The following is a 25878-nucleotide window of genomic DNA, read 5'->3' as shown; positions in this document are numbered from 1 at the left end:
TATTCCCATATGTTATGAAATTCATAATTGCAATGCTTAAAACATGACTGCAATTGATTTGCTGTACGTAGAAACCGATGACATTGCAAAACCTCTGCTCTGAAAAACAATTTCAATGAAACTTGAGACTACTTCTATCTTGCGTTACAAACAAGCCGCTGTTAGCCTTTTCGATATGGAGGAATGATATGAGCCAACAATCTAGCAATGTTAAATACGAAAAACGTTTAATTGATAATGCCGTATGCCGACGTCGATTTCATTTAGTATATGAAGAAGGGACAAAAAATGAAAGTCACGTTGAAATAAAATGCCCTCACTGTGGAGTCACATTATTTGAAGAAAACAATCATCCTACAGTTACTCTAGCTCGGGATGAAAACCTTATTAAGAGCCCAGATGGAACTCAACCAATCGTTTATGAATGTAAATTTCTTAAGTAGCTTCTGCTTACAAACATATATTGGTATTGTTTTTACCTGCATAGTCATTGTTTATCTCACCGGCAGGCTTTCTTACTTTACAACATATGTATTTAATTATTTACACTGGCGTTCTTTAATTTTGCCTTTTGAATTTAAAATATTTAACACTTTTTTTTATTTTTTAAGGAAAATTGCAGATAAAGTTCCATTTATAACTTTACTAATTTTGACGACGGAAAAATTACATATTTCATTATTGCTAACCTCGCTTATTGGTTTCTTTTTGGGCTTCGTCCGTCTCGCTGCTACGCAAGAATGGCAAGCACAAATCCCAAATATAAAAAAATGGAAATTTGAACTTGGTGTTCTGCATCTAGAAAAAAAACTTTCTTCTCATTTTATCAAAGATATTCTCTGTAAAAACATTAAGAAACTGGCCATACCGAATATCAATAATAAATATGAAATATCTAAAGCAGATTTTCGCTGTTATATGGCTCTATCGCTCTTATTTTTATCAGTTTACTTATATCGGAATGGGTACTCATATATTCGCACAGATCTCATTGCTTTTTATTTAATCGCATGGAGTTCCATTGATGCTCTTTTTTGGAATTTTATATTAAAACACAAACCACACTCACCTGTTGAAACTTTTAAAGAAAGACCAAACGAGTTTTATTCAAAATACTGGATCCGATTGTTTTGTCTCCTAATAATTTTGTCTTTTTTATATCTAGTAAATCATTATTTTGGTACAGCATTTTCAAGATATAATGTTGCAAGTTTTATTTTATTTTTTATGATTATAAATAAATTTTTACGAATATGGAATGAAGCCCTTATTGCAAAACTAAATTTGCAAAAACAATATTACCCTGCTAGTTATACAAAAAATCATATTTTTAAATTTGAAAATGTACGTATTTGGCGGGACATTGGTGCTTTGAGAAGCCAATCCATTCATCCATTTGTACGACTTGTCATGTTTAGAACGATTTTTGAGCTATCTGATCGAAGTATTTTTATTGGGATCATTACACATCTTGATTTAATAGTTGCTACAATTTTTTATGCAATTTTAATTGCTCATTGATAATTTCAATATAAATTCAGATGATATTTGACTGAGTTTCCTAACTTTATCAAGTATAAGAGTCAAAATTATTTCCTATTTACATATAAGGCATCGTTTGTGATCCTATCATTTCATAAGACGCTTTTATTTTCCTTCCCCCATTTTCGAGCAGAATAAATTTTCCTGTCAGCCAAACTGGTCCATAAGACATTTTCGCTTTTTTCCCTGATGCCATTTTTACATGAATGATTTGATTGGGTGGTGGTGGTGGGACATGGATACAAGCCATTGGGGATGGAACGAATAAAAACTCATCAACAAAATCTTGATTGTCTTCGAGGGGAATAATAAAACCAGGAATTTTAATCATAGCGCCATCTATTACTTTTAAATCTTTTGGAATATTCCCAGTTGTCACATCTAGCTTCTGTAAAAGATTCCAATCTATTTCAGTTATCCTTGTGTTGTTATATTGAGTATTAATCTGTTCAACTGAATCCCCTCTGGAAATTAAGTAAACAGCAACTCCACCAGCAACAATTCCAAATAGAATAAAAAGAATAATTTTAAAAGAAAAACGCATTTTTTGAACTCATTTCAATCAGATATAAAAACACTTTACTCATTTACTGTACTCCTTTGCAAAACCATCGTAAACAGGAGTCGTACGAAATGAGTGAGGTCTATGCAAACAGATTTTGTCCTAAAATGCGAAGAATTCGCAAAATCAAATTTTTCCCTGTCCGAATTACGTCCTGCCCAACGGGAAGTTCTTGCACAGATTTTTGAAAAAAAGTTTGTAATTGCAACACTCCCGACAGGGGCTGGTAAAACACTTTTATATTCACTTCCAGCTTTATTTTTCAGCAATGAGACTGTGCTTGTCATCAGTCCCTTGATTTCTCTTATGCGAGATCAAGAGAGACGTATGAGCGATGCTTCAATCCCCTGTGTTGTTTTTACATCAGAACAATCCGAAGAAGAACGAAAAATTGCGTGGACTAAATTGAGAAACCGAGAAGCTAAAATTATTTTTGCTTCTCCTGAACGATTTGTGTTACCTTCTTTTTTAAATGCACTCGCAAAAATTAATATCAGTATGGCAGTAATTGATGAAGCGCACTGTGTGGTGACTTGGGGACATAATTTCCGTCCAGAATATTCTGAAATTGGAAAAATATTAACTAAGTTAGAACCACCACGTATACTTGCACTTACAGCAACTGCAGGACGAAATAGCAGACAAGATATTATTAAAAGAGTTTTTCCTGAAAATGTTCAAGTCTCTGAATATATATCAAAACCCTTAGCTGAAAATGTTTTTGTTGAAAGTCACCGCGTTTTTTCTGTTGATGAACAGTGGGAAAAACTAGTTAAAATAATCAATGAGTCTTCATCACAAAAAATCCTTGTTTATTTTCAATCACGCATTCTTTGCGAAGAAGCAGTCCGAAAATTAAGAAAACTAAAAATTCACTCTGTTGCTTACCATGCAGGCTTGCCAAAGATTGAGCGGCGCAGTGTTGAACAATATGTGCACGATACAACTCAAAAATCTGTTATTTGTGCCACAACCGCTTTTGGCATGGGAGTGGATGTTTCAGGAATACTTCTTGTTATTGTCTTTGGTTTTCCAAGTAATATAGAAGAATTTTTTCAAATGCTCGGCCGTGGAGGACGAGGAGGAGAGCCTTCACGTGGTTTGTTACTTTGGACTGGCTCCGATCCCATTAAAAGAGAATTTCAATTTAAATCGTCGTTCCCAGAGCCCTCAGTATTTTTAGAACTCACAGCATCGTTTATAAAGTTTATGCCGAATTCATTTGGTGAAAGTTGCTTTGTATATAAAACAGATTTATTAAATGTTATAAAAACAAAAAAGGAACAAGATAAATTAAAAAAATTAGAAACGATTTGTGCTGGCTTGAGAATATGCAATGCATTGGAAGACACACGGATTGGTGAGTCATATTTAATTATCAAAGTTGCAGCACATTTGACATTTGCAGATGTTCTTGCCTCCCTCCCAATTGGTATAACGAAACGAAAAAAAGTATTAGAAGGTCTAACATCTCTTGTAGAAAAGAGTTGGATTTCTCTAAGGGGCGGGCAATGCGTCATTTCGTTAAAAATGCTTGCGGATGCATCTGAAATGAATGTCACAAGTTGTGAACAGGTTTTTTTGCACTATGATGAACAAAAAATCATTAGTTTTGCTAAAATAGAGAGTGAACATGCAAAACAAGGTGTAATTTTGAAAAATGGCTATGTGCATTTGCAAAAAGAACTGCCGAGATATATTTCTGCCCGAAGCCATTTTCATGCAAGCTTGCGTGAACTTGACAAATTGTCTACTTCAGCAACGTGTAGGTTGTCTGCAAGCTTTGAATTCTTTGCCCCACGACATATACAAGGCGCATCAAAAAATCTTTGGCGTTGCATGCAGTGTGATATTTGCATTAGAAAGAGGACGGAATGAAAAATACCAAAAAAACGGAAGCATCACTTACGCAAAATATTTTGACAAAAAGAGAAAAAGAATTTCCAGTAGCCCAAAAATTGCAAAAAACCACACTCCGGTTTCGCCGACTCAATTCTGATGAAGTTTATAGATTTTGTGATTTTCAATCCACAGCTCCGGAAAAAAAAGCTAAGTCAGAACCTAATTACGATATTATTTCGCAAGTAAGGGCTGTGCGTGCTATTAATTTAGGTCTTGGTATCCAAAAACCGGGTTACAATATTTATGTAGCAGGTGTGCAAGGTACAGGGAAAACGAGTGTCATCCGTTCCTTTTTGAAAAAAACGGCTGCGCATTGTCCAACTCCAGGGGATTGGATATACGTTTATAACTTTAAAAATCCTGAATCTCCGCATGCGATGGAACTTAAGACAGGAATTGCAAAACGTTTTAAAAAACAAATGGATGAACTCGTCGAACAGCTCACAGTTGAACTCGTTGACGCCTTTCAATCTGAAGAATACGAAACAAACGTAAATTCCACTGTCAATGTGAGCAATGAAAAAAAAGCAAAACTTTTTAGCGAACTGGAAAAGACCGCAAAAATAAAAAACTTTGGGGTTAAATCCACACGCATGGGTATTGTTACTGTACCGATTATCGATGGAAAACCTCTAAGCGAAAAAGATTATTCTGAATTAAGTGATGAGCAAAAAGAAAAAATTGAAGGTGAAAGAAATCTATTAGAACCTGAAGTTCTAGATTTTGCAAGAAAAGTGCGTTCCATAGAAAATGATACAAAAAATAAATTGGAAGAGCTGCAATCCGAATTGGGTGATTATGTTGTTAGCCAAGCACTCATTCCATTCTTAAAAGAATATGAAGCGCAAAAAAATGTGCTTGAATATTTAGAAGATGTAAAGAAACACCTCCTAGAGAATTTAAATGAATTTTTGCCTGATGAAGAAGAAGGGGAAGGCGAAGGAGAAGAAATTTCCACTCCTAGTTCCTATCATCTTAAAAAAGGCGATCCTCATTTACCATATAGAATAAATGTTTTTGTCGATAATACGGAAGTGGAAGGCGCTCCTATTATTATCGAAAACAATCCAACATTTTATAATTTATTTGGTAAAATTGAAAAAAATATAGAATATGGTGTTTACACCACAGACTTCAAAATGATTAAAGCTGGTTCCTTAGCACGTGCTAATGGCGGTTATCTTGTTTTAAATGCACTCGATATATTACGTGCCCCCCAAGTATGGGACACTTTAAAAAGAGTTGTAAAAAATCAAAAATTATTTATTGAAGATTTAGGTGAACAATACAGTATTTTAGCAACAAGCGGTTTGCGCCCAGAACCAATTCCTTTAAATGTAAAAATTATTTTAATCGGATCAGACTGGATATATCGCATGCTATATCAACATGATGAAGATTTTAATAAAATATTTAAAATTAAAGCAGATTTCGATGCGCAAATGGATCGCAGCAATAAAACCATGGAAGATTACGTTGAATTTATTTCAACCCGTACAAAAGTTGAAAATTTATTGCCATTTGATGACACAGGAATAGCAGCAATTATAGAATTTGGCAGCAGAATCGTAGATGATCAAGATAAATTAACAACCCGATTTAGCCTGATTAAAGACATTACTATTGAAGCCGATTTCATGGCAAAAGAACGGAAAACTAAAAAAGTCTCACGCAGTGATGTTGAAAAAGCAATTGAAGAACGATATATGCGCTCAGCAGCTATAGAAGATCACATTATTGAAATGTTGAAACGCAAAGATATTATTATTTCTACTTCATCTCGTCGTGTTGGAGAAATAAACGGCCTTGCTGTTTACTCATTAGGTGATCTTTCTTTTGGAGTGCCTACACGAATTACTTGCAGAACCTATAAAGGCAAACCTGGAATTTTAAATATCGAAAGAGAAGCTTCGCTTTCAGGTAAATTACACAATAAAGGCGTTAGTATTTTAACCAGCTGGCTGAACGCAACATTTGCCAAAAAATCGCCGGCAAATATTTCGGCGACAATTTGTTTCGAACAAAATTATAATGGAGTTGATGGTGACAGCGCAACTCTTGCAGAATTGTGTTTAGTTTTATCGACCATTGCCAATATTCCAATTGATCAAGGAATTGGAGTTACTGGATCGGTCAATCAATTTGGTGAAATACAGCCTATTGGTGGAGTCAATGAAAAGATTGAAGGTTTCTTTAAAACCTGCAATCTTCAAGGGCTCAACGGTCGACAAGGCTGTATTATACCAGTTCAAAATGTAAAACACCTCATGCTTAACCGTGATGTGCGACAAGCAATTGAAAAAAATGAATTCCATATTTGGCCCGTTTCCCGTGCAGAAGAAGCATTTGAACTTTTAACAGGTTTCCATGCAGGAACTTGGGATGATAAAAAATCATGCTTTGAAAAAGGGAGTGCATTTGAAAAAATATACAAAACCCTGCATTCAAAAACAGACCATAGTGAAAAGAAAGCTAAAAATTCACATAAAAAGGTAACTAAACCTAAAACAACACGTAAACCTTCAAGCCCAGTTAGAAAAAAAAGTACTAAAAAATGAATTCTAAGAAAAATCCTCTTTTATTACAAAATCTCTATGAATTGCGACGTGTTCACTCCGTAACGCAAAGACTTTCGATGGGAAGAGTATTTTTTTTAGATAACAAAATGGGTTTGTGTGATGCAACAGGAACTATTTGGCCCGTAAACGTGCACAATGAAGCCTATGAAGAAGAAATACAATCTGGAGATATTATATTATTTTCCTGTAATATCATAAGGAATAGATCACATAAATTAAATGAATATATAGATAATTGTTACTTAATTGAAATCACAAATATAATAAATAAAACCACATGCCTAGCTCCTTGGCAGAATGCTTTTATTTCTTCTCCTATTCCAAACAGTACATTTTTATTTCCAGAAAATATAATTTCTATTGAGAGACAAAAAAATACACATTTTTATCCTTCACCTGCTTCAGAAAGAATGAAAAGCATTCTGCAGCGCAATCGTTGTTTAGAGCGGACAAAAGCTTTTTTTGTCAATCGTGGATTTATCCAAGTTGAGACTCCCACTCTGGTACCAAGCGGAGGAGTTGAGGTTTATTTAAATACTTTTACAACTAGTTACATCGATCACAGGGGCAATTCTTGGCAATTGGAATTGCCAACAAGTCCTGAATTCGCTTTAAAAAAAATAATGGTTGAAGGAACAGCTAAAATATTTCAACTGGCGCATGCTTACCGCAATCAAGGAGAGATCTCACAACAACATGAACCAGAGTTTATTATGCTTGAATGGTATCGAGCTGGCGCAACTCTGCAACAAATAATGCACGACACACAAACTCTCGTACAAACTTTAGCAAATTTTATTGGGAGCACTGAAGAAATCCCAAAGCAGTGGCCCCAATTTAGAATCGATGATTTATTTAAAAAACTTATAAATATCAATTTAGCAGAAGTACAAGATAGAGATATTTTTTACGCTAAAGCAAAAGATTTGAGTTTATCGATAGTAGAGAATGATGATTGGGACTCTCTTTTTTACAAGCTCTTTATGGAAAAAGTAGAACCTTTTTTGAAAGAACAGACAGCTTGTTTTGTCACTCACTATCCTATTCAAATGGGAGCCTTAGCAGCACAAGAGGTTGTACCTGATAAAACACAAAAAAGTTCAATAAAAAAACCATATGTAGAACGCTGTGAAGCTTTTTTATTTGGTGTCGAAATATGCAATGCCTATTTAGAATTGATTGATGCTAACAATCTTCTAGTTCGATTTCAGAACACTACGGAAAAAAGGCCTTCTCTCAAACGCGATTCTATATTTGAAAATGCCATGCAATTTGGCCTTCCGCCCTGTGCTGGCAATGCATTAGGAATTGATCGTGTTATCGCTCTTTTACTTGGTCAAAAAGAAATTGCAAAACTGTACCCAATTCCATTCTTAAGTCAATTTCCCGCTGAAACCGTTGCCAAAGAATAAATGATTGGCTTGACAAAAAATCATCAGAATCCAAAAAGAAACTCAACAAATTTTTTTCCCCGTGCTAAGATTGAGTGTGCCAGTGTTAAGCACTTTTATCTACTCTATGAATGGTATAGAAATGACCTCTCCCATCTCAAACTCTGCTGTGTTTTCTAAGAGATTTCAATCCCTTGCAAGATGGGTCGTTGTTGTCGTTCTTTGGCTTATTATTGGTTCAATAGCTATTGGCAAAGCTGGGATTTCTAATTTTATGGAACTGATCAGTGAAAGAAATATATTAGTTCAAACAAATATGGAGCTTGAAATACAAAATCAAGAACTCGAACAGACCATTGCTAAACTCAAAAGTTCGCCAAGTAAACAAGAACGCTACCTAAAGCAAAATTTTGGTTATGTAGAGCAAGATGAATATATATTTCAATTTAACACAAAAAATTCCTTTTCATTTGGAGCCATTTCGCATAACTCTCAAATCTTTTCTGCAGAATCTTCACGTTAGTTTTTCTTATCTATAAAAAAATAAATTGACAATTTGTAAAAAAATTATTTACAATCGAAAGATTGTTTAACAATAAAAATAAATTTTTATTGTTAAACATAATCATTATTAAAATAAAAGAAAAAAATGGTAATGGAAAAAGAAACTTATATTCATTTTAAAAAAATATTAGATCAATTTAACTTACCCAATTGGTTTCATCCTAACTCAAGCTTGCTTTCCATTTGGAATTCATTTGGCGAAATTATATTTATTACTAAAAACTGTGTTTCTTTTTATGGATACACTGCCGATGAGATTATGCGCAAACAAGGATTTGAATTTTTTCCACCCGATGATTTTGAAAGTCATCTTAATAGATTTATATCGGTATTTAATAATATTGGAGTTGAATATTCTTTTAAAAAAAGAATACTTTCAAAAAAAGGTGCTTATATCTATACTGAATCTATTGCAAAAACTATCTACTCCGATTATTTTGATGAAGTGCTTCTTTTTTTAATATCGCGCAAAATATAATATTATATTTAATAAATATTTTTCATTTATATCAAGGAATTTGTATTATTATTCTGAGCAATATCAATAATTATTTTGATTTAAAAAAAACACATGCTTTATGTCCATTTGGACAAAATGATATGTTTTCAATTGTGAATATACTTGGTGAAGTGTTATTTGCATCCGAAGGATTAAAAAACTTCTTAGGTATTACAAACGAAGAAATCATAGGAAAACCTTCATATGATTTCACCTTGCAAGATGAAAATCACGAAATTTCAGAAGCGCATGAAAAACTAATCACAGAAATTGGCATCGTGACAAAAATTAAATTTAGATTAATTCATAAATCTGGTGAATTATTCTGGGTTGAATCCACCACTAAATCCTTTACTCAAAAAAATTCTGAAGATATAATGTTCTTTTGTTTATTTAAACAAATTCATTGCTTTTAAACGCTGAATATCGTGTTGAACAATTGGTTTGGGATAATCTATCCCCAAGCGACACTGCGCTGTGATCAAGACCTTTTCTGGTGATTTTATCGGCTCATGAATATATTTATCATCCAATAATTTTAATTCAGGACAATATTTACGGATAAAATCTCCACTGGGATCAAACTTCTTGGACTGAGCTGCTGGGTTAAAAACTCTAAAGTATGGTTGTGCATCGCATCCGGTTGACGCACACCACTGCCAACCCCCATTGTTGGAAGACAAGTCAAAATCAATTAGATTATCTGCAAAATATTCCTCACCTTTTCTATAATCTAACAGGAGATCTTTAGATAAAAAAGAAGCTACAATCATACGCAATCGATTGTGCATCCATCCTGATTGCTTAAAATGTCGCATTGCAGCATCGATAATGGGAAAACCTGTCATCCCATTCTTCCATTTTTCAAAATACTCAGGATTGTCTATCCATTTAATATTTGCACACTGCCGCTTAAAACTTTGTTTTTCTACATATGGAAATTGGCAAAGAATCATCTTATAAAATTCTCGCCAGATCAGCTCTGATTGCCAAATTTCAGATCCTTCTGAATGATTTTTCTTTGCAAAGAGAAAAAGCTCACGGATAGATATAGTACCAAAACGCAAATGCACAGAAAGTCGAGATGTTCCATCCAAAGCAAAGAGATCCCGCTGCTCATGATATCGGCTTAATTTATTTGCAAAATTTTGAAGACATTCTATCCCCCCCACTCTGCCTGCTCTAAATGATAAATTTATCTTGTTAAAACCGATATCTGCTAAAGCTAAAGTTGAATCGAAAACATCTAAATTTCTTTTAGGACATAATTTATCAATTTTATAATTTGCAATATTTATCTTTTCCTTTTGATACATAGTTAACCAAGCTTTTTTATAGGGAGTAAACACTTGGTATGGCTGACCTTGATTATTTAAAATTTCTTTTTCTTCAAAAATAACTTGATCTTTATATGAAAAGAATTGGATATTGTGAGCTTGTAGTTGTTTCTTTACTGTTTGATCTCTTTTATATGCATAAGACTCATAATCTTTATTACAAAAGAGAGCATCGATATTTAATTTTTTAGCAATTTTTTCTATTTCTTCTTCTGGCTTTCCATACAATATTATTATATCTTTTCCATTTTTATTAAGTTCATCTCTGAGTTGAAGTAATGTTTCATAAATATATTGCACTCTTCTATCTTCTTTATTCTTTAACTTACTCAAAATATTTGAATCAAAAATAAACAATGGAATAACATTTTCAGACATTTCACAAGCTTTACTTAAAGCAATATTATCTTCTAAACGTAAATCACGTCTCAACCAAACGATGCTGTTTCTAAATTGCAAAATAAAACTCCTTAGATACGACTTTAAATGATGTTTTGCACTTAAAGTTGTTAAACAATATTTTAGACTAACTTATTTTATTAAAAAAAAAAGACTCGCCCTCAAAAATGAACTATGCTAGTCACATAAATTTCTATTTATTTTCGAGGATTTTATGCATCCATACAGATGTGCTCATTTTCAAATTTATGAATACACCCCTTCCCAAAGTAAGAAAATTGAAAAGGCTCTGTTTTTTGCCCATGCGAATGGTGTACCCGCACAAACCTACCGAGCACTCTTCGAAAAAATGGCTGAAAGTTTAAATTGGCTCATTGTCACTTACGACATGCGTGGCATCGGGAAAACCAAAGCACCTGCAAAATTAATAAAGGACAGGCCCTCTGAATGGATTTGGGATATATTAATTGCAGATCATATCGAGCTCTTTCAGAAAATTAAAAAACAAAAAGCAGATGATCTTATTTGGATCTTTGGTGGCCACAGTCTGGGTGCATGGATTTCTTTGCTCTCAGCAAAATCGCTACAGATAGATAAACTTTATCTTCTCGATCCTCCGATATTACCGCCAAAAATCATTTTAAAATGGAGTCTTGTGAGTTTATTAAAACTAAAACACTTAAGCACACTGGCTAAACGTGTCAAAAAAAGGAAGATAAAGTTTAGTTCAATAGATAATGCTTTTCAAGAATTTAAAAAAAGCTCATTTATGAAAAAATGGAGTGATGAAACAATACTTGATTATATAAACGGAAGTTTTGCCGAAAATGAGGACAATATTCAACTTATCCACGATCCAAATTGGGAGGGTATTATGTTTGAAGAATATCCTGCAACCGCTGCTTTTGGATTTTTAAAACTTCCTTTTAAACTCCGCAATAAGCTCACTCCCATCTTTTTTGTAGGTGAAAACAGCGATACTTGCTATCCATTGGCTAAAAAATGGGTACAATTATTTTTTCCAAAACTCACTTGGGTCATTATCCCTAAAGGGACACACATGTATCCTATCGAAATGCCCGATGAACTCATTCTTACTTTTCAGCATCACACATAGGGTTTTGAATTCCAACAAAAAGATACTCACTTTTCCCACCATTTAAGCGCATTTTGGTCACAGCTTTCATTTGAATGGTGTCTTTAAAAAGATCTTCTTCATCTTCACTCGCCTGAAGTTCGATCAGCGGATCCATCTTCAATTCTGCAAACGTTTCTTGACATACACTTTTTACTTCATCCCATAATTCTTTTTCGGAAATAGAATAGTTTTTATGCAACTCAATAATGATTTCACCAATATTGTTTTGAAAGAATGAATAAAATAAATTTTTATGCAATGCGCATGCATTTTTACAAAATAGATTCGCATCTTCGCTTACTAAATTCAAAGTAAAATTTTGCTTTTCCAATCTTTCTTTATTAATTCGAATTTGTGAAAAATCTCTGACAAAAAACGCGATCGGCTCTCCTTTTGAAAAAACAGGAACACAATTTTGTAAATGAGCTGATAAACTTAAACCATAACGGCTTAATAAAGTTAAAAGAGGAGGAATTGCTAAAGAAATATATTTCTTAAAAAAAGATTTTGCTGCCTTTTCAATTATAAGATACTGATATTTATCAATATAATCAGAAATAAACTCAGTGATAATACTTTTCCCATTGATCGGAGACTTTTCTAATAAAGCTGCAGCAGGCAAACAGATTTCGTTTTCTTTTAAATAATTTTCAGGATTTTCTCTTAATAGACAGCTCAGATTTTCACTCAATTCATCTTTTTCAGCTTTAATATATTTATCAGAATATTCAATAAAACTAACACCTGAAACTTCTGCCTGAATTCTAAATTGACCATTTTGAAATGATTTTAAATCACGTTGTATAGATTGAAGCATTTTAGAAATTCTCGGCGCATATTCCGTAGCTTTGGTAGAAAGCAAGCCAAAATCACTCGGGGTTAATAGATTTATTGTGGTTTTAATATGATGACGTTTGTGCTCAACACTCTGCATTGGAGCAAATGAACGTAAAGAAACCATAGATAAAGAAGGTATTTTCACAGAATTAAGGGGAATTATTTTGAATTCAGCTATTTGATCTTTAAATTTTGGTATAATTGAGTGCTTGCGCTGCCAAGGATGCACAGGTATGAAATCATAATTACTATAATCAACTCCTTTTATAGACAATTCTTCTTTTATTTTTTCTAAAAAGTCTGGGTATTCCTTAAACAATAAATCTGAAAAAGCATAACCTTCTAATAACGTAACTTTGCAATGAGATTTTTTGACTGCTATTATTTCGAGGTCAACGATATTTCTCCATTCAGGCGAATACGTCATTAATTCATCGATATCAAAACCAATTTTTGTTTTTGCGCTTGGATGCAAAGGATGGCCCTGGATCACACATTGCTCATAAAAAGAGAGAATGCTAAATTGTTTATTAATATTTTTTTGTAATTGAATCCACTCAATGCTTGACTTCACATCGCTTTCATTTGAAGATTTCTGATATTCGTATTTAATTAATTCATATGATATTTCTGCTAAAATAAGATTTGTTAAACTATTTTCGATTTCTTGACAGAAATGAAGAAAATTCTTTTCTGAAATATGAATCTCATTTAGTAGTTCTTTTTTCACCAAGGCAAGAAACTCGAGGGGATGATTGATATTTTGTACTCCTTGCTGGGATATGTACTGAATATCGCTGAGGAGATCAAACCGTTCAAATGAATCAAATGAATCGATCAATGCAATCAGTTTCTCATTATTCGTTAAATTAATTTCAATGCTATTATCAACTTTACAAACTTTCATCTTTTCTTTTTTAAAAACAGCTTCACGCACAAATGCTTGAAATAGTTTACTTAATATTGTTCTTTTGGCATGATTTCTATTCATATATTGCCTCATTTACTTAAATTTTTGTTTTAGATTAAATATTCGATACTCTAGAGCTTCTTCGAGTGTTTTCTTTCGGCTGATTTGCATGCATAGACTTGCTCCAAATAATCACATTAATGAGAATGATTCTCAGTATCGATCTAACAGATATTCCTTCTAGACAAAAAATCAATAGATATTATAAAAAAGATGTGTAAAATATATTTTTATTTTTTTTGCATCTTTAAAAATTTATCAAAAAAAACAAAGATCAGAGGCCGCTATATTAAATAGATAAAGGAATTTTTATGAGTTTTGTCTTTGAATCAAATTTACAGTTAATCGAAATGAATTATGATGAGTTTCTCGATATGTATAAAAATTTCTTAAGTTATGAAAAGGATTGGCTCGCAAATCTATCAAACACCTGCGCACTATTAAATAACTTTTTAACCAACATCAATTGGGTTGGATTTTATCTATTAAAACATGAAGAATTGGTTCTCGGACCTTTCCAAGGAAAAATTGCCTGCACACGCATTGCTTATGGCAAAGGGGTCTGTGGAACAGCAATTAAACATTTAAAAACGATGCGGGTAGATGATGTTCATAATTTCGCAGGTCATATCGCTTGTGACAGTGCTTCACGCTCAGAAATTGTTATTCCTCTGTTTCGCAATAATAACCCAAGAACAAAAGAAAATCTTATTGGAGTTTTGGATATCGATAGCCCAAACTTAGATCGTTTTTCACAGCAGGATGCCGAAAAACTCGAAGAATTAGTGGGAATATTATGTGAAAAAACTCAATGGCCTGAGGTTTTCGCTTAAAGCATTATTGATTACACAAAAAATCTTAATATTATCTTGTCTTCATATAAATTTATCGAGAATGATATCTATTTATTATTTTTTAACTTCTTTAGATCAACATAGTGATTTGCGCGAATGCCTTTAGCAGCCAGCTGCACTGTTTCTTTTATGCGTTTATTTCTAGTTTCATCTGTCTTAGCAGAATTAATCCATTCAAGTATTATTCGTTTTGATGACGGAGCCATTGACTGATAAAACTCATAAGCTTTCTTGTTCCGTTTAAGTCGTTTTTCCAATACACTCGGAACTTCAAATCGATCTGAAGAATTGAGCATTGTCCAAGCGCCATTTTTTTTAGCTATTTTTATTTTTTCAAGACCATATTTTGTCATTAATCCTTTAGCAATTAACGCTTTCACACGCTTTTTATTTATGGCAGACCAAGTGCTTAATGGCTTTCTTTGAGAAACAAGCAATTTATATCTGTACTCATCTAGCTTTCGTGGGACGCTGTCGATCCAACCAAAACACAGAGCCTCCTCAGCAACGTCGACTGCATTGAGATTTGAATTAGGACTGGAAATTTTAAATATAACAACCCAAATACTTTCCTTTTGTTCATGATTTTTTTTCAGCCAATCTCTAAAGTCAGCTCTTGATTTTGGAGTGATTTCTTGAAATACCTTTTTCATAAATCCCATCAAATAATGCAAATCAAGTTAAAAAAATATTTAAATTATTATACTTTTATTTATCTATATCTGCAAATGTCAATTCTAAATATTACCAAGATTTAATCATAAGAATTAGAGAGAAATACTTCTTTTAAAATATTTATTATTTTATCTAAATCAATTTACTTTAAATAAAATGCTCAAAAAATGACATGTGAATTATTTCATCATAAATTTCTAGCAACCAGTATATTGTTAATAAAAAAGGGACCTATAGTGAATATCAATGTTGAAGCTCAATTTATAAATATATTTATAGAAGAAGCTATCGAAAATTTAGCCTTTTGGGAAGCGACTTGTTTAAATATCAATATAGCGAATGAGCAAGAATCCATTGCTCAACTATTTCGAATTGCACACAATCTTAAAGGATCCTCAGCATCTGTTGGATTAAAACAACTTACTGATTATATTCATAAAGTCGAAGAACTTTTAACACTAATAAAAAATAATGAAATAAAATTTGCAGCAAATATTTTAAATCTTTTTTTTGAAATTCATTCTTTTACTCAAGAATGGATTTTATCAATTAAAGAAAACCCAAATTTCATTCATAGCAACTTAATTGATAATATTAATAATATATCCATATTTTTAAAGAGTAAAGAAAGTATAAATACGTTCTCTAAAGGATTTGAAATATTCGAAGAATTTACAGATTCAAGCAAAACTGAAGAAGTAAACACTTTAACAAAAATAAATGAAACTAAAAAAATTGATGCTGAGAAAAATAAAAAAATCAATATTGATGAATATTTAAAAGTGAATGTAAGCAAACTTGATAATATAATCAATTATATCGGAGAAGTCGTTATCGACCAAAATATTTTAAAGCAAATTTCATTAACAAAATCCCTCCCACAAGAAGTTAAAAATACGATTTCCCAAATGGATAAAAATATCCAAGAATTACAAAATATTACACTTTCTTTAAGAATGATGTCCCTTGAACAGCAATTTCAGAAAATGAACAGAATTGTAAGAGATCTTTCGGTAAAGCAACAGAAAAAAATAAACTTTGAAACATTTGGTTCTGATGTGGAATTAGATAAAGTGATTGTAGATAAATTAACAGATCCATTAACTCATTTGATTAGAAATGCAATTGACCATGGAATTGAAAGCAAAGAAGATCGGATAAATAAAAATAAGCCAATAGAATGTGCAATTGAATTAAGAGCAATGCAAGAAGAAGGAAATGTCAAAATTCTTTTAAAAGATGATGGAAAAGGGCTTGATGAAGCTAAAATATTAAACAAAGCAATTGAAAAAGGAATTATTGAAGCCAAAAATAATTTAACAAAAAGTGAAATTCATAGGCTCATATTTAAACCTGGCTTTTCAACTAAAGAGGAAGTTTCTGATATTTCTGGTAGAGGTGTTGGACTTGATGTAGTTAATAATGTAATTTCAGAGCTAAAAGGAAGTATTGAAATAGAAACTGAAATTGATAAAGGAACGACATTTATTATTTCACTTCCCTCATCCTTATCAATTATCAAAGGTTTAATATTTAAGTCAAATAGACAGCTTTTTGTCATCCCTGAATCACAAATATCTGAAATTATAGATCATAAGAAATTTAAAATTGAAACACGGTTGAATGGAAGTGAAGTTTTTACACTAAGAAATGAAATTATTCCTATAATATCATTAAATAAAATTTTAAATGCAAACGAAATAGAATTAAATTTAGAAGCTGAAAATAATGGTATATTAATCCAACATCTCGGCAAGAAATTTTCCTTTCAAGTGGATGAAATTATCAATACTCAAACAATTGTTCTCAAAAAATTATCACAAGAACTTATAGGGATTCCTGGGGTAATTGCAACAACTGTCTTAGGAAATGGAGAACCAGCATTAGTTCTTAATCTAAGTCAATTAGTGAATATTTGGAGTTATCATGGAATACAATGAAGAAATTGAAGAGAACAAATACTTAATTTTTAAATTATTGAACGAAGACTATGCATGTAATTTACTACAAATTAAAGAAGTAATTAAATCAAACAATATAAAACCAGTACCTTTTATGGTTCCTTATTTTAAAGGAATCATTAATTTAAGAGGGAAGATATTAAGCATAATTGACTTTAGAATTAAAGTTTCACCTGTGTTCAATGATGAAGGAAATAAAGGTATTATTTTAGTTGTTGAAAGCAAAGATTTAAGTTTAGGTGTCATTGTTGATGATTTAGTTTCTGTTCAAACAATAAATAAAGAAGAAATACAACAAAATAATGAAATGAAATATTCAATTGATAATAAATTTATTATTGGTAACTATATTTTAAAAGAAGGCTTAGTCACAATTATAGATTTAGCATCATCAATAAGCGAAGAGGAATTAAAAGCAATTAAAGAAAATGAAAATTTAAATATTTCAGTAAATTTATAAGGAAAAGACTATGAAAAACAAAGTTTGGACTATACGGAAAAGACTCTGGACATTATCATCTCTTATGATAATTTTAATTTTTTGTATAGGAGTTATACCTTTTCAATTAAATAATTTTTACAATGAAAAAATTAATAAATTTTCATCTGAAATCATACCTGCAATGAATCATTTAACTCTTGCTGATATGCTTCATGATGGGATCCGTGCAAATATCTTTGCCATAGTCATGGCTTCCGAATCTAAAAATCACGAGAAAATAATAGAACTTGCAGAAGAAGAAAAAGAATTTAAAGAAAAATTTTTAAACCACTTAAACTCGCTCAATATCTTAGTATTAAATAAAAAAATTCACGATGATTTAAAGCTAATTCTAATTGACGCTAAAAAATACACTGATTTATCCGAAAAAATTGCAAAACTTGCTGTGGCTAAAAAAGCCATAGAAGCTAAAAGTAACATTGCTCCATTTAATGAGGTATTTAAAAGATTAGAAAAATCTATCGAAGAGTTAACTAAAGAAGTTAATGAATTTTCAGAAAAAAATATTAAAAACACCAACGAATACGGAAGGAATTCTTTATATTTTTTAATTGCTATTTTATCTATTTTCTTAAGTGTAGGTATTTTACTTTCTAAGTTTTCTATTAAAAAACTTAATAACAGTTTAAATAGTTTAATTATAGGACTTAATAATCAATCAAATTCTATTATGCAAAGAGCGAATAGCTCACAAAAAAGCTCTAAAGAACTGTCTGATATGACAATGAAACAAGCTGCTGCCATTCAAGAAACAGCTGCAAGCATGGAAGAAATGAGTTCAATGCTGACGCAAACAAGCAAGCATTCAGCACACAACTTGCGAATCTCAGAAGAAGGTCAGATCAGTGCACAAAAAGGAAGAGAGTCGATATCACAAATGCTTTCTGCGATGGATAGTATTCAAGCATCAAACGTAAAATTGGAAGAAATTTCAAATCTTATTGTTAAAATAGCCAATAAAACTAAAATAATTAACGAAATCGTCTCAGAAACGCGACTTCTTTCGTTTAATGCTTCAATTGAAGCCGCTCGAGCTGGTGTGCATGGCAAAGGCTTTGCTGTTGTAGCAGAGGAAGTTGGAAAATTGGCATCAATGAGTGGTTCAGCTGCGAACGAAATAAGAGAATTACTTGAGTCTTCAACCACAGAAGTTGCGCGTGTGGTTTCTGATATTCGTGAGCGAATTATAACTGGAAAAAATATTTCAAAAATATGCGAAGCTTCATTTGATAGCATGACTGAAATTTTGTTTAAAATAAATGAAGGAACGAAAATTATAGTCTCATCAACGAGTGAACAAGAAACAGGAATGAAACAAACAACGATTGCTATGCGACAAATAGATGAAGTAACTCAGCGGAATAGCGCAATAGGAATAGCCCAAGCTACAGATAGTCAATATTTGGCAAGCGGAATAAAAAACATAAGTGAAATAATTTTAAAATTAAGATATTTAATCATTGGTAATGTAGCCAATGATCAGAATGATAATAAGAAAGAAGATAATAATTTTCCAAAGAATAATCAGGATAATTTTTTCTCGTTAGATAGCAAAACTGATGGAGAAAATAAAGCCAATAGTGAACTTATATTAACAGATAATTTACCGAGCAGAAATGACTCTAGATGGAAAGCATAGATATATGCAAAAAAATGAAAACTATTTCATGAAAATTATTCATGATATTCAAGGATTGATTCAGGTAGAATTAAACAATGAAAAGATAAAACTCGCGTCTGAAAAAATCAAGCTAAGACAGAATGTATTGAATTTTGCAAAAATTGAAGATTATTACGAGTATTATTTGCAAAATATAGATATTGAAGTAAGAAATTTAATATCAATTTTAACGAATCATACAACTGAGTTTTTCCGTGAACCAGAACATTTTGATTTTTTAGCAGATGAAATTTTTCCCGAATTTATAAAAAGAAATAAACCTATTCGCATTTGGTCAGCTGCAGCCTCCAATGGTAAAGAAGTATATTCCATTGCAATTTGCTATTTAGAGGCTTGCTATTCACTTGGTATCAAATATGAATTTATCCCACCAATTGAAATATTGGGCACTGATATTGATTTATTATCTATTGAGAAATGTGAAAATGGAATATATTTAGCTACTGAAGTTGAAAAAGAAATAGGTAAAGTATTGATTCAAAAATATTTTGATTATGGCAAAGATGAGTTAAGAAATCATGTCAGAATAAAAGACAGCGTACATAGATTATGCAAATTTAAAGTACACAATCTTTTAGTAAATCCAGAAGATTTCGGTAAATTTAATATTATTTTAATCCGAAATATTATAATTTATTATAAGCGAAAAGAAGTAAAAAATATAATACTTTCACTCAAAAATCATTTAGAAAACCAGGGATATTTAATATTAGGTCATTCTGAGTCTCTAAATGGCATTGATGTACCCTTTACTCATTTAAAAAACTCTATATATTCATTAAATTCAGAAACAATGCCGGATTTTACAAAGGTTTTTATTATTGATGATGCTTTAACAGTTCGTGATTTTCTGCGAAAAGTTTTAACAAAAGAAGAAAATTTTTTGCTGGTTGGTGAAGCTGAAAATCCAATTGAAGCAATGGAAATACTCAGCACATTAGAGCAACAGCCCCACGTAATTGTTCTTGATTTAAATATGCCCAAAATGAATGGCATCGAATACCTTGAATTTTTAAAAGATAAACCTCACCCCCCTATTGTAGTCATGAGTTCAATAAACTTTGATGAAGCAGATAATGGAATAAGATGTTTAGAATTAGGAGCATTTGATTATATTGAAAAACCCAAAGGAGTTCATTCTACAAAAGAAATAATAAGTATTAAAAACACCATTCTTGAAGCAAGAAAATCAAACAAAGAGGCTATTTTTAAAGATAAAAAATGTTTTATTGAAAATAAGTTCTATAATTTACCTAAAAATATATTAAAACCGGATTTAATTGCAATAGGTTCGTCGACTGGTGGTGTCGAAGCTCTCCAAACTATTTTAACACAAATTGATAAAAATATTCCACCTATTGTTATTGTTCAACATATTCCTGAATATTTCTCTTCGGCTTTAGCAAATAGATTAAACGAATTATGTAATTTCAGAGTTTATGAGGGAAAAAATAAACAAGTATTAGAAAATAACTGTGTTTATTTAGCCCCTGGTGGGAAGCAAATGAGAATAATTGAAGAAAGAAATAAGCTCATTTTAGAAGTAAATGATACAGAAAAAATCAATATGCATAAACCATCTATAGACTATTTATTTTATTCCATTGCCCAATTGAAATTACAAATTAATATTTGCGCTCTAATTTTAACAGGCATGGGAAATGATGGAGCAAATGGCCTTAAAGAATTATATGATAAAAATGCATTTACCATAGCTCAAGATGAGGAAAGCAGTGTTGTTTTTGGTATGCCTAAAGAAGCAATCGCACTAGGCGGTGTTCACCAGGTTGTTTCGTTAAAAGATATTCCAAACATTTTAAAACGTATTCTTTAGTTTTCGCAAAATTTTATCTAGCAAATCTTTTAAATGCTGTGGTGCAAAAAATTTAACTAGTAAAATGCTCACAGCACAAAAGAGAAATCCTCCTAAACTTAAAATAATAAATTGACTAAAAAAATTGAGTTTAAAAGAGAAGAAATGATCAAAGTTTTGCCAAAAATAGATAATGTTTGCAACACCAGCTAATCCAAATATATAGGCTAAAAATGCAAATACGAACATCCGAAAGCCAAAAACTTTTCCACCTTCAACATAAGGATTGTCCCCGTAATATTTTTTTTGAAATCTTTTTTTCAAAAAATAATAATTCATAAGAAAATCAAATGCACTGGCAGTTCCATAGGATATTCCAAGACCGAGTATGCCAAACTTTGGTGCTAAAATTGAACTTAAACTAGCGTTGATTACTAAATAAACAATTGCATTGTAAACAATTTGCTTCGTACAATTGATTGCATAAAAGCCATTTAATAATATTTTAGATCCTGAAGCAAAAATGATTCCTATTGAATAAGCACACACAGCTATAGAATTTTGTAAAGTATCATGAAAGTTGACTGCTCCATGTTGAAACAATACTGAATAAAATGGCACAATCAATAAAGCGAAGCAAGCTGTCGTAAGTGCCGCAAGCCACATTGCTGTGTCTAAACTTTCCACGAGCAGTAATGAAAATTTTTTATTTTGATTTTCTATGATTGCTTTACTCAAAACAGGTAAGGCAGCGAAACCTGTGGCCACACCAAACAAACCAATTGGTACCTGAATAATAATTGTTGCAGTCATAATATATGTTAAAGCACCTTCGCCCACCTGAATAGCAAAAAAAGTATTTATTAATAATGCTAAAATCATTGCTCCTTGGCCAAGAGCGCGTGGGATCATTAAAATTAAAACTTCATGCAATGGCTTATAAGAAATCCACTCTTTTATACTAAAAATGGGCCATGCTAACATACCTAATTTATATAAGGGTAAAAACTGGTATATCATTTGCATTATCACACCAATTATTGCACCAATAGCAATACCAACAACAGGGTTAAAACCATAATATAAAAAGAGTGGTGAGCAAAAAGCCAATCCAATTATTCCAACATTTAAAAAAGCGGAACCATTCATAGCACGAAATGTTTGTCCAAGCACACCTAAAACGGCCATAGCAACCGCATTTAGCATAGTTAAAGGTAGATAAAATGCTAAAATCTTAAATAGAAAAGATGCGAGTTCAAGACCGCCAGTTTGTTTAAATTCTTCATTGCTAATAAATTCCATAAAAGGATATGAAAAAATTGCTGCAAGAATTGCAATGAAAAAAGTAACAAATGAAAAAAATCCAATCACTATTCGAATTAATTTTTTTTCAGCATCAACTCCCTTGTTTCTTTCTTCCACTAATACCTTAATAAAGGAAGCTGAAAGAGCACCATCTGCAAAGAGATCTCGCAAACTATTTGGAAAGCGAAATGCTGCATTAAAGGCATCTAAAGAAACATTTACCCCAAAGGTACCATTTACGACTGCTGTACGTACGATCCCTGAGGCGCGGGAAAAAAGAACACCCGCTATAGCTGCAAAACTTGCTTTTTTCAATTTAACCGATTCAATTTCTCTTGCTGTGCTTGGAGTTTTCATATCAGTCATAAATTATTAATTCCTTAAACTCTCATATTGCCATTGCTCGTTTGCCATTCTATAAGTTAATCAAGCTCGGTAAATCCGAATGCTTAGATATTACATCAGCCGTAACGAATTTTTTTAGAATGCGATAGGCCAAGACTGGAGTGATTATGAAGACCAATGAGATTCGCCGTAAGTTTATTCATTTTTTTGAAACAAAAAAGCACACTTACGTGCCAAGTGCCTCCACAATCCCCATAGCTGACCAAACCATTCTTTTTACAATTGCGGGAATGACACAATTTAAATCCTGCCTTACTGGCGAGGAAGTGCGATCATATAAACGTGCAACAAACTCACAAAAGTGTATTCGCGTTGGCGATCTCGACGATGTCGGGAAGGACGGTCGCCATTGCACCATGTTTGAAATGCTTGGTTCTTGGAGCTTTGGTGATTACTACAAAAAAGAAGCGATAGAATGGGCATATGAATTCACTAAAAAAGAACTTAAACTCGATCTCTCCCGTTTTTGGGCTACGGTTCACCACAGTGATGATGAAGCCTTTGAGATTTGGAAATCCATTGGTGTTCCGGCTGAGCGCATCGTACGTCTCGGCGATAAAGATAATTTTTGGGCAATGGGCCCCACAGGACCTTGCGGTCCCTGTTCCGAACTTTACTTAGATCAAGGAGAAAAAGTTGGTCAATGTTACGAAAAAGGACTTGTCTGTAAAGGTCCAGGTTGTGACTGTGACCGTTACTTAGAATTTTGGAACTTGGTTTTTATGCAATACAACCGCCAAGAAGACGGAACACTTCTCGACTTGCCTATGAAAAGCGTAGACACAGGTATGGGACTTGAGCGCGTCACTGCTCTTACCCAAGGGAAAACTGCTATCTTTGACATCGATTTATTTGAAAAAATAAAAGATGAAATCTTATTAACAGCAAATATAAAAACAAAGTTAAATGAACTTTCAGAGCTGCAAAAAGAAAGCTGCAATGTTGTAGCCGATCACATCCGGTTATTAACGTTTACATTAGCTGATGGTGCAAATTTTTCAAATGAAGGGCGTGGATATGTTTTGCGCCGCGTACTTCGCCGTGCAGTGAGACATGCACATAGACTCAGTAAAAATTGGCCAAAAGATCAATCTTTCTTAGAAAAGATCGTTAAAGTTGTAGTCTCCGAAATGGGAGAGTTTTATCCTGAAATCATTAAAAATAAAAATCGTATTGAAGATGCAATACGCAATGAAGAATTGCGTTTTAGCAGTACACTCGAAAGTGGTCTAAGCAAATTTAATCATTTTGTAGATGAGGCAAAAGCAAAAAATTTAAAAGTTATTTCTGGTGAAAATATTTTTATTCTTCATGACAGTTTTGGCTTTCCTTCCGACCTAACCAGAGTTTTATGTGAAGAAATTGGTTTCAGTGCTGATATTGAAAACTTTGATAAGCACATGCTTGAACAAAAAGAAAGAAGCCGAGCGGAAGCAAAATTTTATAAATTTGATCAGGATGACTCACCTTGGCTTGAATTAAACAAGTTAAATCCTTCTGAAGATAAAAACTTTATGGGATATAATCTTGAAGTAACAAATATATCAACGGATAAAGTTGAGTATGCCGAAGTGCAAATAGCAAACACAAATATTAAAAAAGTACGTCAAATAAAAAATAAATTATTTGAAATTGTCATAGCAAACACTCCATTTTATCCAGAAGGTGGTGGGCAAGTAAGTGATATTGGTAATATTCAATTTATAAATAAAGATGGAAGAAATGTGTTCGAAGTTATTGATGTTCGAAAAACTGTAACAAGTATTATTCATCTTCTTAAACATGTTGAATACAGCTCTGAATCATATGAATACTTAACACAAGAACAGATAAAGAAAATATTTGCAAACTCCGCTAAAGTAACAGCACGTATCGATTTTACTGCTAGACAAGCTACTATGCGTAACCACACAGCAACACATTTGGCACATAAAGCTTTACAAATTGTTTTAGGAGAAAATGTTAGACAAGCAGGCTCTCTCGTCAACCCACACACACTGCGCTTTGACTTTACCCACAATAAAGCGATGAGCGCAAAAGAAATTGAACAAGTTGAGTTTCTGGTTAATGCTCAAATATTAAAAAATATTCCGGTTAAAACCCATGAGCATGTTCCCTTAGCAAAAGCTAAAGAAATGGGAGCGATGGCCATGTTCGATGAAAAATACGACGACCATGTACGCATGCTTGAAATAAACAATTTTTCCCTTGAATTATGCGGTGGAACTCATATATCTAGCACAGGTAATATTGGCTTATTTAAAATTATCTCTGAAGGAAGCGTAACAAGTGGTGTGCGTCGTATCGAAGCTGTGACAGGTCTTGCAGCACTCCAATACATCAAAAAACTGAAAAGTATTATTGGGCATGCTGCTGAAACTGCAAAATGCGCAGAATCTGAAATTTCTCAACGGATCATTGCACTGCGTGAAAATACAAAAGATTTAGAAAAAAATATTGTGCAATTGCAAAGTAGACTTGTAAATGCACAAATCTCTGAATTATTGACAAATGCAAAGCAGCTAAAAAATAATGCACGTCTTGTAGTTACTTTATCAGATTCTTCAGATATGAAAGAAATGGAACTTTTATGTGATAGACTCAAAGAGAAACCCAATACCATAGCAGTTGTTGCTGCAATTTTTGACAATCGAGCGCATATTATTTCAGCAATAAATCCAGAGATGACAAAACAGAATAAAAAACTTTCTGCGGGAAATATCATCAAATTGCTTTCAGAAATGGTGGGCGGCAAAGGAGGAGGCAGACCTGATTTTGCTCGCGGAGGAGGCACACAAACCTCTGAATTGGCATCAGCATTATTAAAAGTTGATGAAATCGTAAATAAAATGATCGATTGATTAAAAAAAATAATTTAGTCGTTTTATGATTGTAATAACATATTATAAAACGATTAATTTTATAAAATATGAATTCATTTACTCCCAAAATGTACTTTTCA

Annotated in this window: 20 protein-coding genes; 15 read left to right on the top strand and 5 right to left on the bottom strand. The window is 32.3% G+C overall.

From position 1 onward, the window contains the following. The first annotated feature begins 188 nt into the window (after positions 1-188). Together H7355_RS00235 and H7355_RS00230 are read left to right on the top strand one after the other, a co-directional pair. Positions 189-443, top strand: a complete 255-nt coding sequence (locus tag H7355_RS00235) for a hypothetical protein (RefSeq protein ID WP_130607697.1) — start codon at positions 189-191, stop codon at positions 441-443. Then, positions 400-1521 (top strand): hypothetical protein, encoded by a 1122-nt coding sequence (locus H7355_RS00230; RefSeq protein ID WP_186643704.1) that lies wholly within the window; start codon positions 400-402, stop codon positions 1519-1521. Before H7355_RS00235 ends, H7355_RS00230 begins: the two co-directional genes overlap by 44 nt. A 79-nt stretch (positions 1522-1600) precedes the next feature. Here the strand turns inward: H7355_RS00230 and H7355_RS00225 are convergent, their stop codons facing one another. Further along, a complete protein-coding gene (locus H7355_RS00225; RefSeq protein ID WP_186643702.1) occupies positions 1601-2086 on the bottom strand; it encodes a DUF3299 domain-containing protein in 486 nt (161 codons plus the stop codon). 102 nt (positions 2087-2188) lie between these two features. Between H7355_RS00225 and H7355_RS00220 the strand changes: the two genes are divergently transcribed. The 6 genes from H7355_RS00220 to H7355_RS00195 all read left to right on the top strand — a co-directional run bounded on the left by H7355_RS00220 (position 2189) and on the right by H7355_RS00195 (position 9455). Further along, positions 2189-3982 (top strand): RecQ family ATP-dependent DNA helicase, encoded by a 1794-nt coding sequence (locus H7355_RS00220; protein WP_186643700.1) that lies wholly within the window; start codon positions 2189-2191, stop codon positions 3980-3982. Beyond that, positions 3979-6564 (top strand): Lon protease family protein, encoded by a 2586-nt coding sequence (locus tag H7355_RS00215; RefSeq protein WP_186643699.1) that lies wholly within the window; start codon positions 3979-3981, stop codon positions 6562-6564. Before H7355_RS00220 ends, H7355_RS00215 begins: the two co-directional genes overlap by 4 nt. Further along, positions 6561-7997, top strand: a complete 1437-nt coding sequence (locus tag H7355_RS00210) for an amino acid--tRNA ligase-related protein (protein ID WP_186643698.1) — start codon at positions 6561-6563, stop codon at positions 7995-7997. Before H7355_RS00215 ends, H7355_RS00210 begins: the two co-directional genes overlap by 4 nt. Positions 7998-8073: 76 nt before the next feature. Further along, positions 8074-8499 (top strand): FtsB family cell division protein, encoded by a 426-nt coding sequence (locus H7355_RS00205; protein WP_186643697.1) that lies wholly within the window; start codon positions 8074-8076, stop codon positions 8497-8499. A 132-nt stretch (positions 8500-8631) separates the two neighbouring features. After that, the gene (locus tag H7355_RS00200; protein WP_186643696.1) at positions 8632-9018 is read left to right on the top strand and encodes a PAS domain-containing protein; all 387 of its coding nucleotides are present in this window, start codon (positions 8632-8634) and stop codon (positions 9016-9018) included. 122 nt (positions 9019-9140) lie between these two features. After that, positions 9141-9455 (top strand): PAS domain-containing protein, encoded by a 315-nt coding sequence (locus tag H7355_RS00195; RefSeq protein ID WP_186643695.1) that lies wholly within the window; start codon positions 9141-9143, stop codon positions 9453-9455. Here the strand turns inward: H7355_RS00195 and H7355_RS00190 are convergent. Continuing rightward, entirely contained in the window at positions 9429-10835 is a 1407-nt protein-coding gene (locus H7355_RS00190) for a cryptochrome/photolyase family protein (RefSeq protein WP_222435619.1), read from the bottom strand. The two genes, H7355_RS00195 and H7355_RS00190, sit on opposite strands and share 27 nt — an antisense overlap. Positions 10836-10989: 154 nt before the next feature. Here H7355_RS00190 and H7355_RS00185 point away from each other — a divergent pair, with 154 nt between their 5' ends. Then, complete coding sequence (locus tag H7355_RS00185) at positions 10990-11892, top strand: alpha/beta fold hydrolase (protein WP_186643693.1); 903 nt, start codon at positions 10990-10992, stop codon at positions 11890-11892. Here the strand turns inward: H7355_RS00185 and H7355_RS00180 are convergent. Beyond that, a complete protein-coding gene (locus H7355_RS00180; protein ID WP_186643691.1) occupies positions 11870-13741 on the bottom strand; it encodes an IucA/IucC family protein in 1872 nt (623 codons plus the stop codon). The genes H7355_RS00185 and H7355_RS00180 overlap by 23 nt on opposite strands. 290 nt (positions 13742-14031) lie before the next feature. Here H7355_RS00180 and H7355_RS00175 point away from each other — a divergent pair, with 290 nt between their 5' ends. Then, complete coding sequence (locus H7355_RS00175) at positions 14032-14553, top strand: GAF domain-containing protein (protein WP_286190589.1); 522 nt, start codon at positions 14032-14034, stop codon at positions 14551-14553. 68 nt (positions 14554-14621) lie between these two features. On the opposite strand, the gene H7355_RS00170 is transcribed toward H7355_RS00175, so the two are convergent. Next, positions 14622-15227: a YdeI/OmpD-associated family protein gene (locus H7355_RS00170; protein WP_186643689.1), complete on the bottom strand. Its 606-nt coding sequence runs from the start codon at positions 15225-15227 to the stop codon at positions 14622-14624. Positions 15228-15485: 258 nt separating this feature from the next. Between H7355_RS00170 and H7355_RS00165 the strand changes: the two genes are divergently transcribed. The 4 genes from H7355_RS00165 to cheB are packed head-to-tail and all read left to right on the top strand — an operon-like array spanning position 15486 to position 21227. Further along, on the top strand, positions 15486-17189 hold the full coding sequence (locus tag H7355_RS00165) for a chemotaxis protein CheA (protein ID WP_186643687.1): 1704 nt from the start codon (positions 15486-15488) through the stop codon (positions 17187-17189). Then, a complete protein-coding gene (locus tag H7355_RS00160; RefSeq protein WP_186643684.1) occupies positions 17176-17670 on the top strand; it encodes a chemotaxis protein CheW in 495 nt (164 codons plus the stop codon). The genes H7355_RS00165 and H7355_RS00160 overlap by 14 nt, the downstream gene beginning before the upstream one ends. A 10-nt stretch (positions 17671-17680) precedes the next feature. After that, positions 17681-19351, top strand: a complete 1671-nt coding sequence (locus H7355_RS00155; protein WP_186643682.1) for a methyl-accepting chemotaxis protein — start codon at positions 17681-17683, stop codon at positions 19349-19351. A gap of 4 nt (positions 19352-19355) precedes the next feature. After that, a complete protein-coding gene (gene cheB / locus H7355_RS00150) occupies positions 19356-21227 on the top strand; it encodes a chemotaxis-specific protein-glutamate methyltransferase CheB (RefSeq protein WP_186643680.1) in 1872 nt (623 codons plus the stop codon). On the opposite strand, the gene murJ is transcribed toward cheB, so the two are convergent. After that, the gene (murJ, locus tag H7355_RS00145; RefSeq protein ID WP_186643678.1) at positions 21210-22877 is read right to left on the bottom strand and encodes a murein biosynthesis integral membrane protein MurJ; all 1668 of its coding nucleotides are present in this window, start codon (positions 22875-22877) and stop codon (positions 21210-21212) included. The two genes, cheB and murJ, sit on opposite strands and share 18 nt — an antisense overlap. 146 nt (positions 22878-23023) lie before the next feature. Between murJ and alaS the strand changes: the two genes are divergently transcribed. Next, positions 23024-25777 (top strand): alanine--tRNA ligase, encoded by a 2754-nt coding sequence (gene alaS, locus H7355_RS00140; RefSeq protein ID WP_186643676.1) that lies wholly within the window; start codon positions 23024-23026, stop codon positions 25775-25777. The last annotated feature ends 101 nt before the right edge of the window (positions 25778-25878 follow it).

Origin of the sequence: Fluviispira vulneris (assembly GCF_014281055.1) — a bacterium.
Lineage (GTDB): Bacteria > Bdellovibrionota_B > Oligoflexia > Silvanigrellales > Silvanigrellaceae > Silvanigrella > Silvanigrella vulneris.
This window is presented reverse-complemented; position numbering and strand designations above follow the sequence as displayed.

Bases quoted from the DNA above. Each gene is read 5' to 3' on its own strand.
- H7355_RS00185 (WP_186643693.1), top strand. From the start codon at position 10,990: ATGCATCCATACAGATGTGCTCATTTTCAAATTTATGAATACACCCCT.
- H7355_RS00230 (WP_186643704.1), top strand. From the start codon at position 400: ATGGAACTCAACCAATCGTTTATGAATGTAAATTTCTTAAGTAGCTTC.
- cheB (WP_186643680.1), top strand. From the start codon at position 19,356: ATGCAAAAAAATGAAAACTATTTCATGAAAATTATTCATGATATTCAA.
- alaS (WP_186643676.1), top strand. From the start codon at position 23,024: ATGAAGACCAATGAGATTCGCCGTAAGTTTATTCATTTTTTTGAAACA.
- H7355_RS00175 (WP_286190589.1), top strand. From the start codon at position 14,032: ATGAGTTTTGTCTTTGAATCAAATTTACAGTTAATCGAAATGAATTAT.
- H7355_RS00180 (WP_186643691.1), bottom strand. From the start codon at position 13,741: ATGAATAGAAATCATGCCAAAAGAACAATATTAAGTAAACTATTTCAA.
- H7355_RS00160 (WP_186643684.1), top strand. From the start codon at position 17,176: ATGGAATACAATGAAGAAATTGAAGAGAACAAATACTTAATTTTTAAA.
- murJ (WP_186643678.1), bottom strand. From the start codon at position 22,877: ATGACTGATATGAAAACTCCAAGCACAGCAAGAGAAATTGAATCGGTT.
- H7355_RS00235 (WP_130607697.1), top strand. From the start codon at position 189: ATGAGCCAACAATCTAGCAATGTTAAATACGAAAAACGTTTAATTGAT.
- H7355_RS00195 (WP_186643695.1), top strand. From the start codon at position 9,141: ATGTTTTCAATTGTGAATATACTTGGTGAAGTGTTATTTGCATCCGAA.
- H7355_RS00155 (WP_186643682.1), top strand. From the start codon at position 17,681: ATGAAAAACAAAGTTTGGACTATACGGAAAAGACTCTGGACATTATCA.
- H7355_RS00170 (WP_186643689.1), bottom strand. From the start codon at position 15,227: ATGAAAAAGGTATTTCAAGAAATCACTCCAAAATCAAGAGCTGACTTT.
- H7355_RS00215 (WP_186643699.1), top strand. From the start codon at position 3,979: ATGAAAAATACCAAAAAAACGGAAGCATCACTTACGCAAAATATTTTG.
- H7355_RS00200 (WP_186643696.1), top strand. From the start codon at position 8,632: ATGGAAAAAGAAACTTATATTCATTTTAAAAAAATATTAGATCAATTT.
- H7355_RS00225 (WP_186643702.1), bottom strand. From the start codon at position 2,086: ATGCGTTTTTCTTTTAAAATTATTCTTTTTATTCTATTTGGAATTGTT.
- H7355_RS00220 (WP_186643700.1), top strand. From the start codon at position 2,189: ATGCAAACAGATTTTGTCCTAAAATGCGAAGAATTCGCAAAATCAAAT.
- H7355_RS00210 (WP_186643698.1), top strand. From the start codon at position 6,561: ATGAATTCTAAGAAAAATCCTCTTTTATTACAAAATCTCTATGAATTG.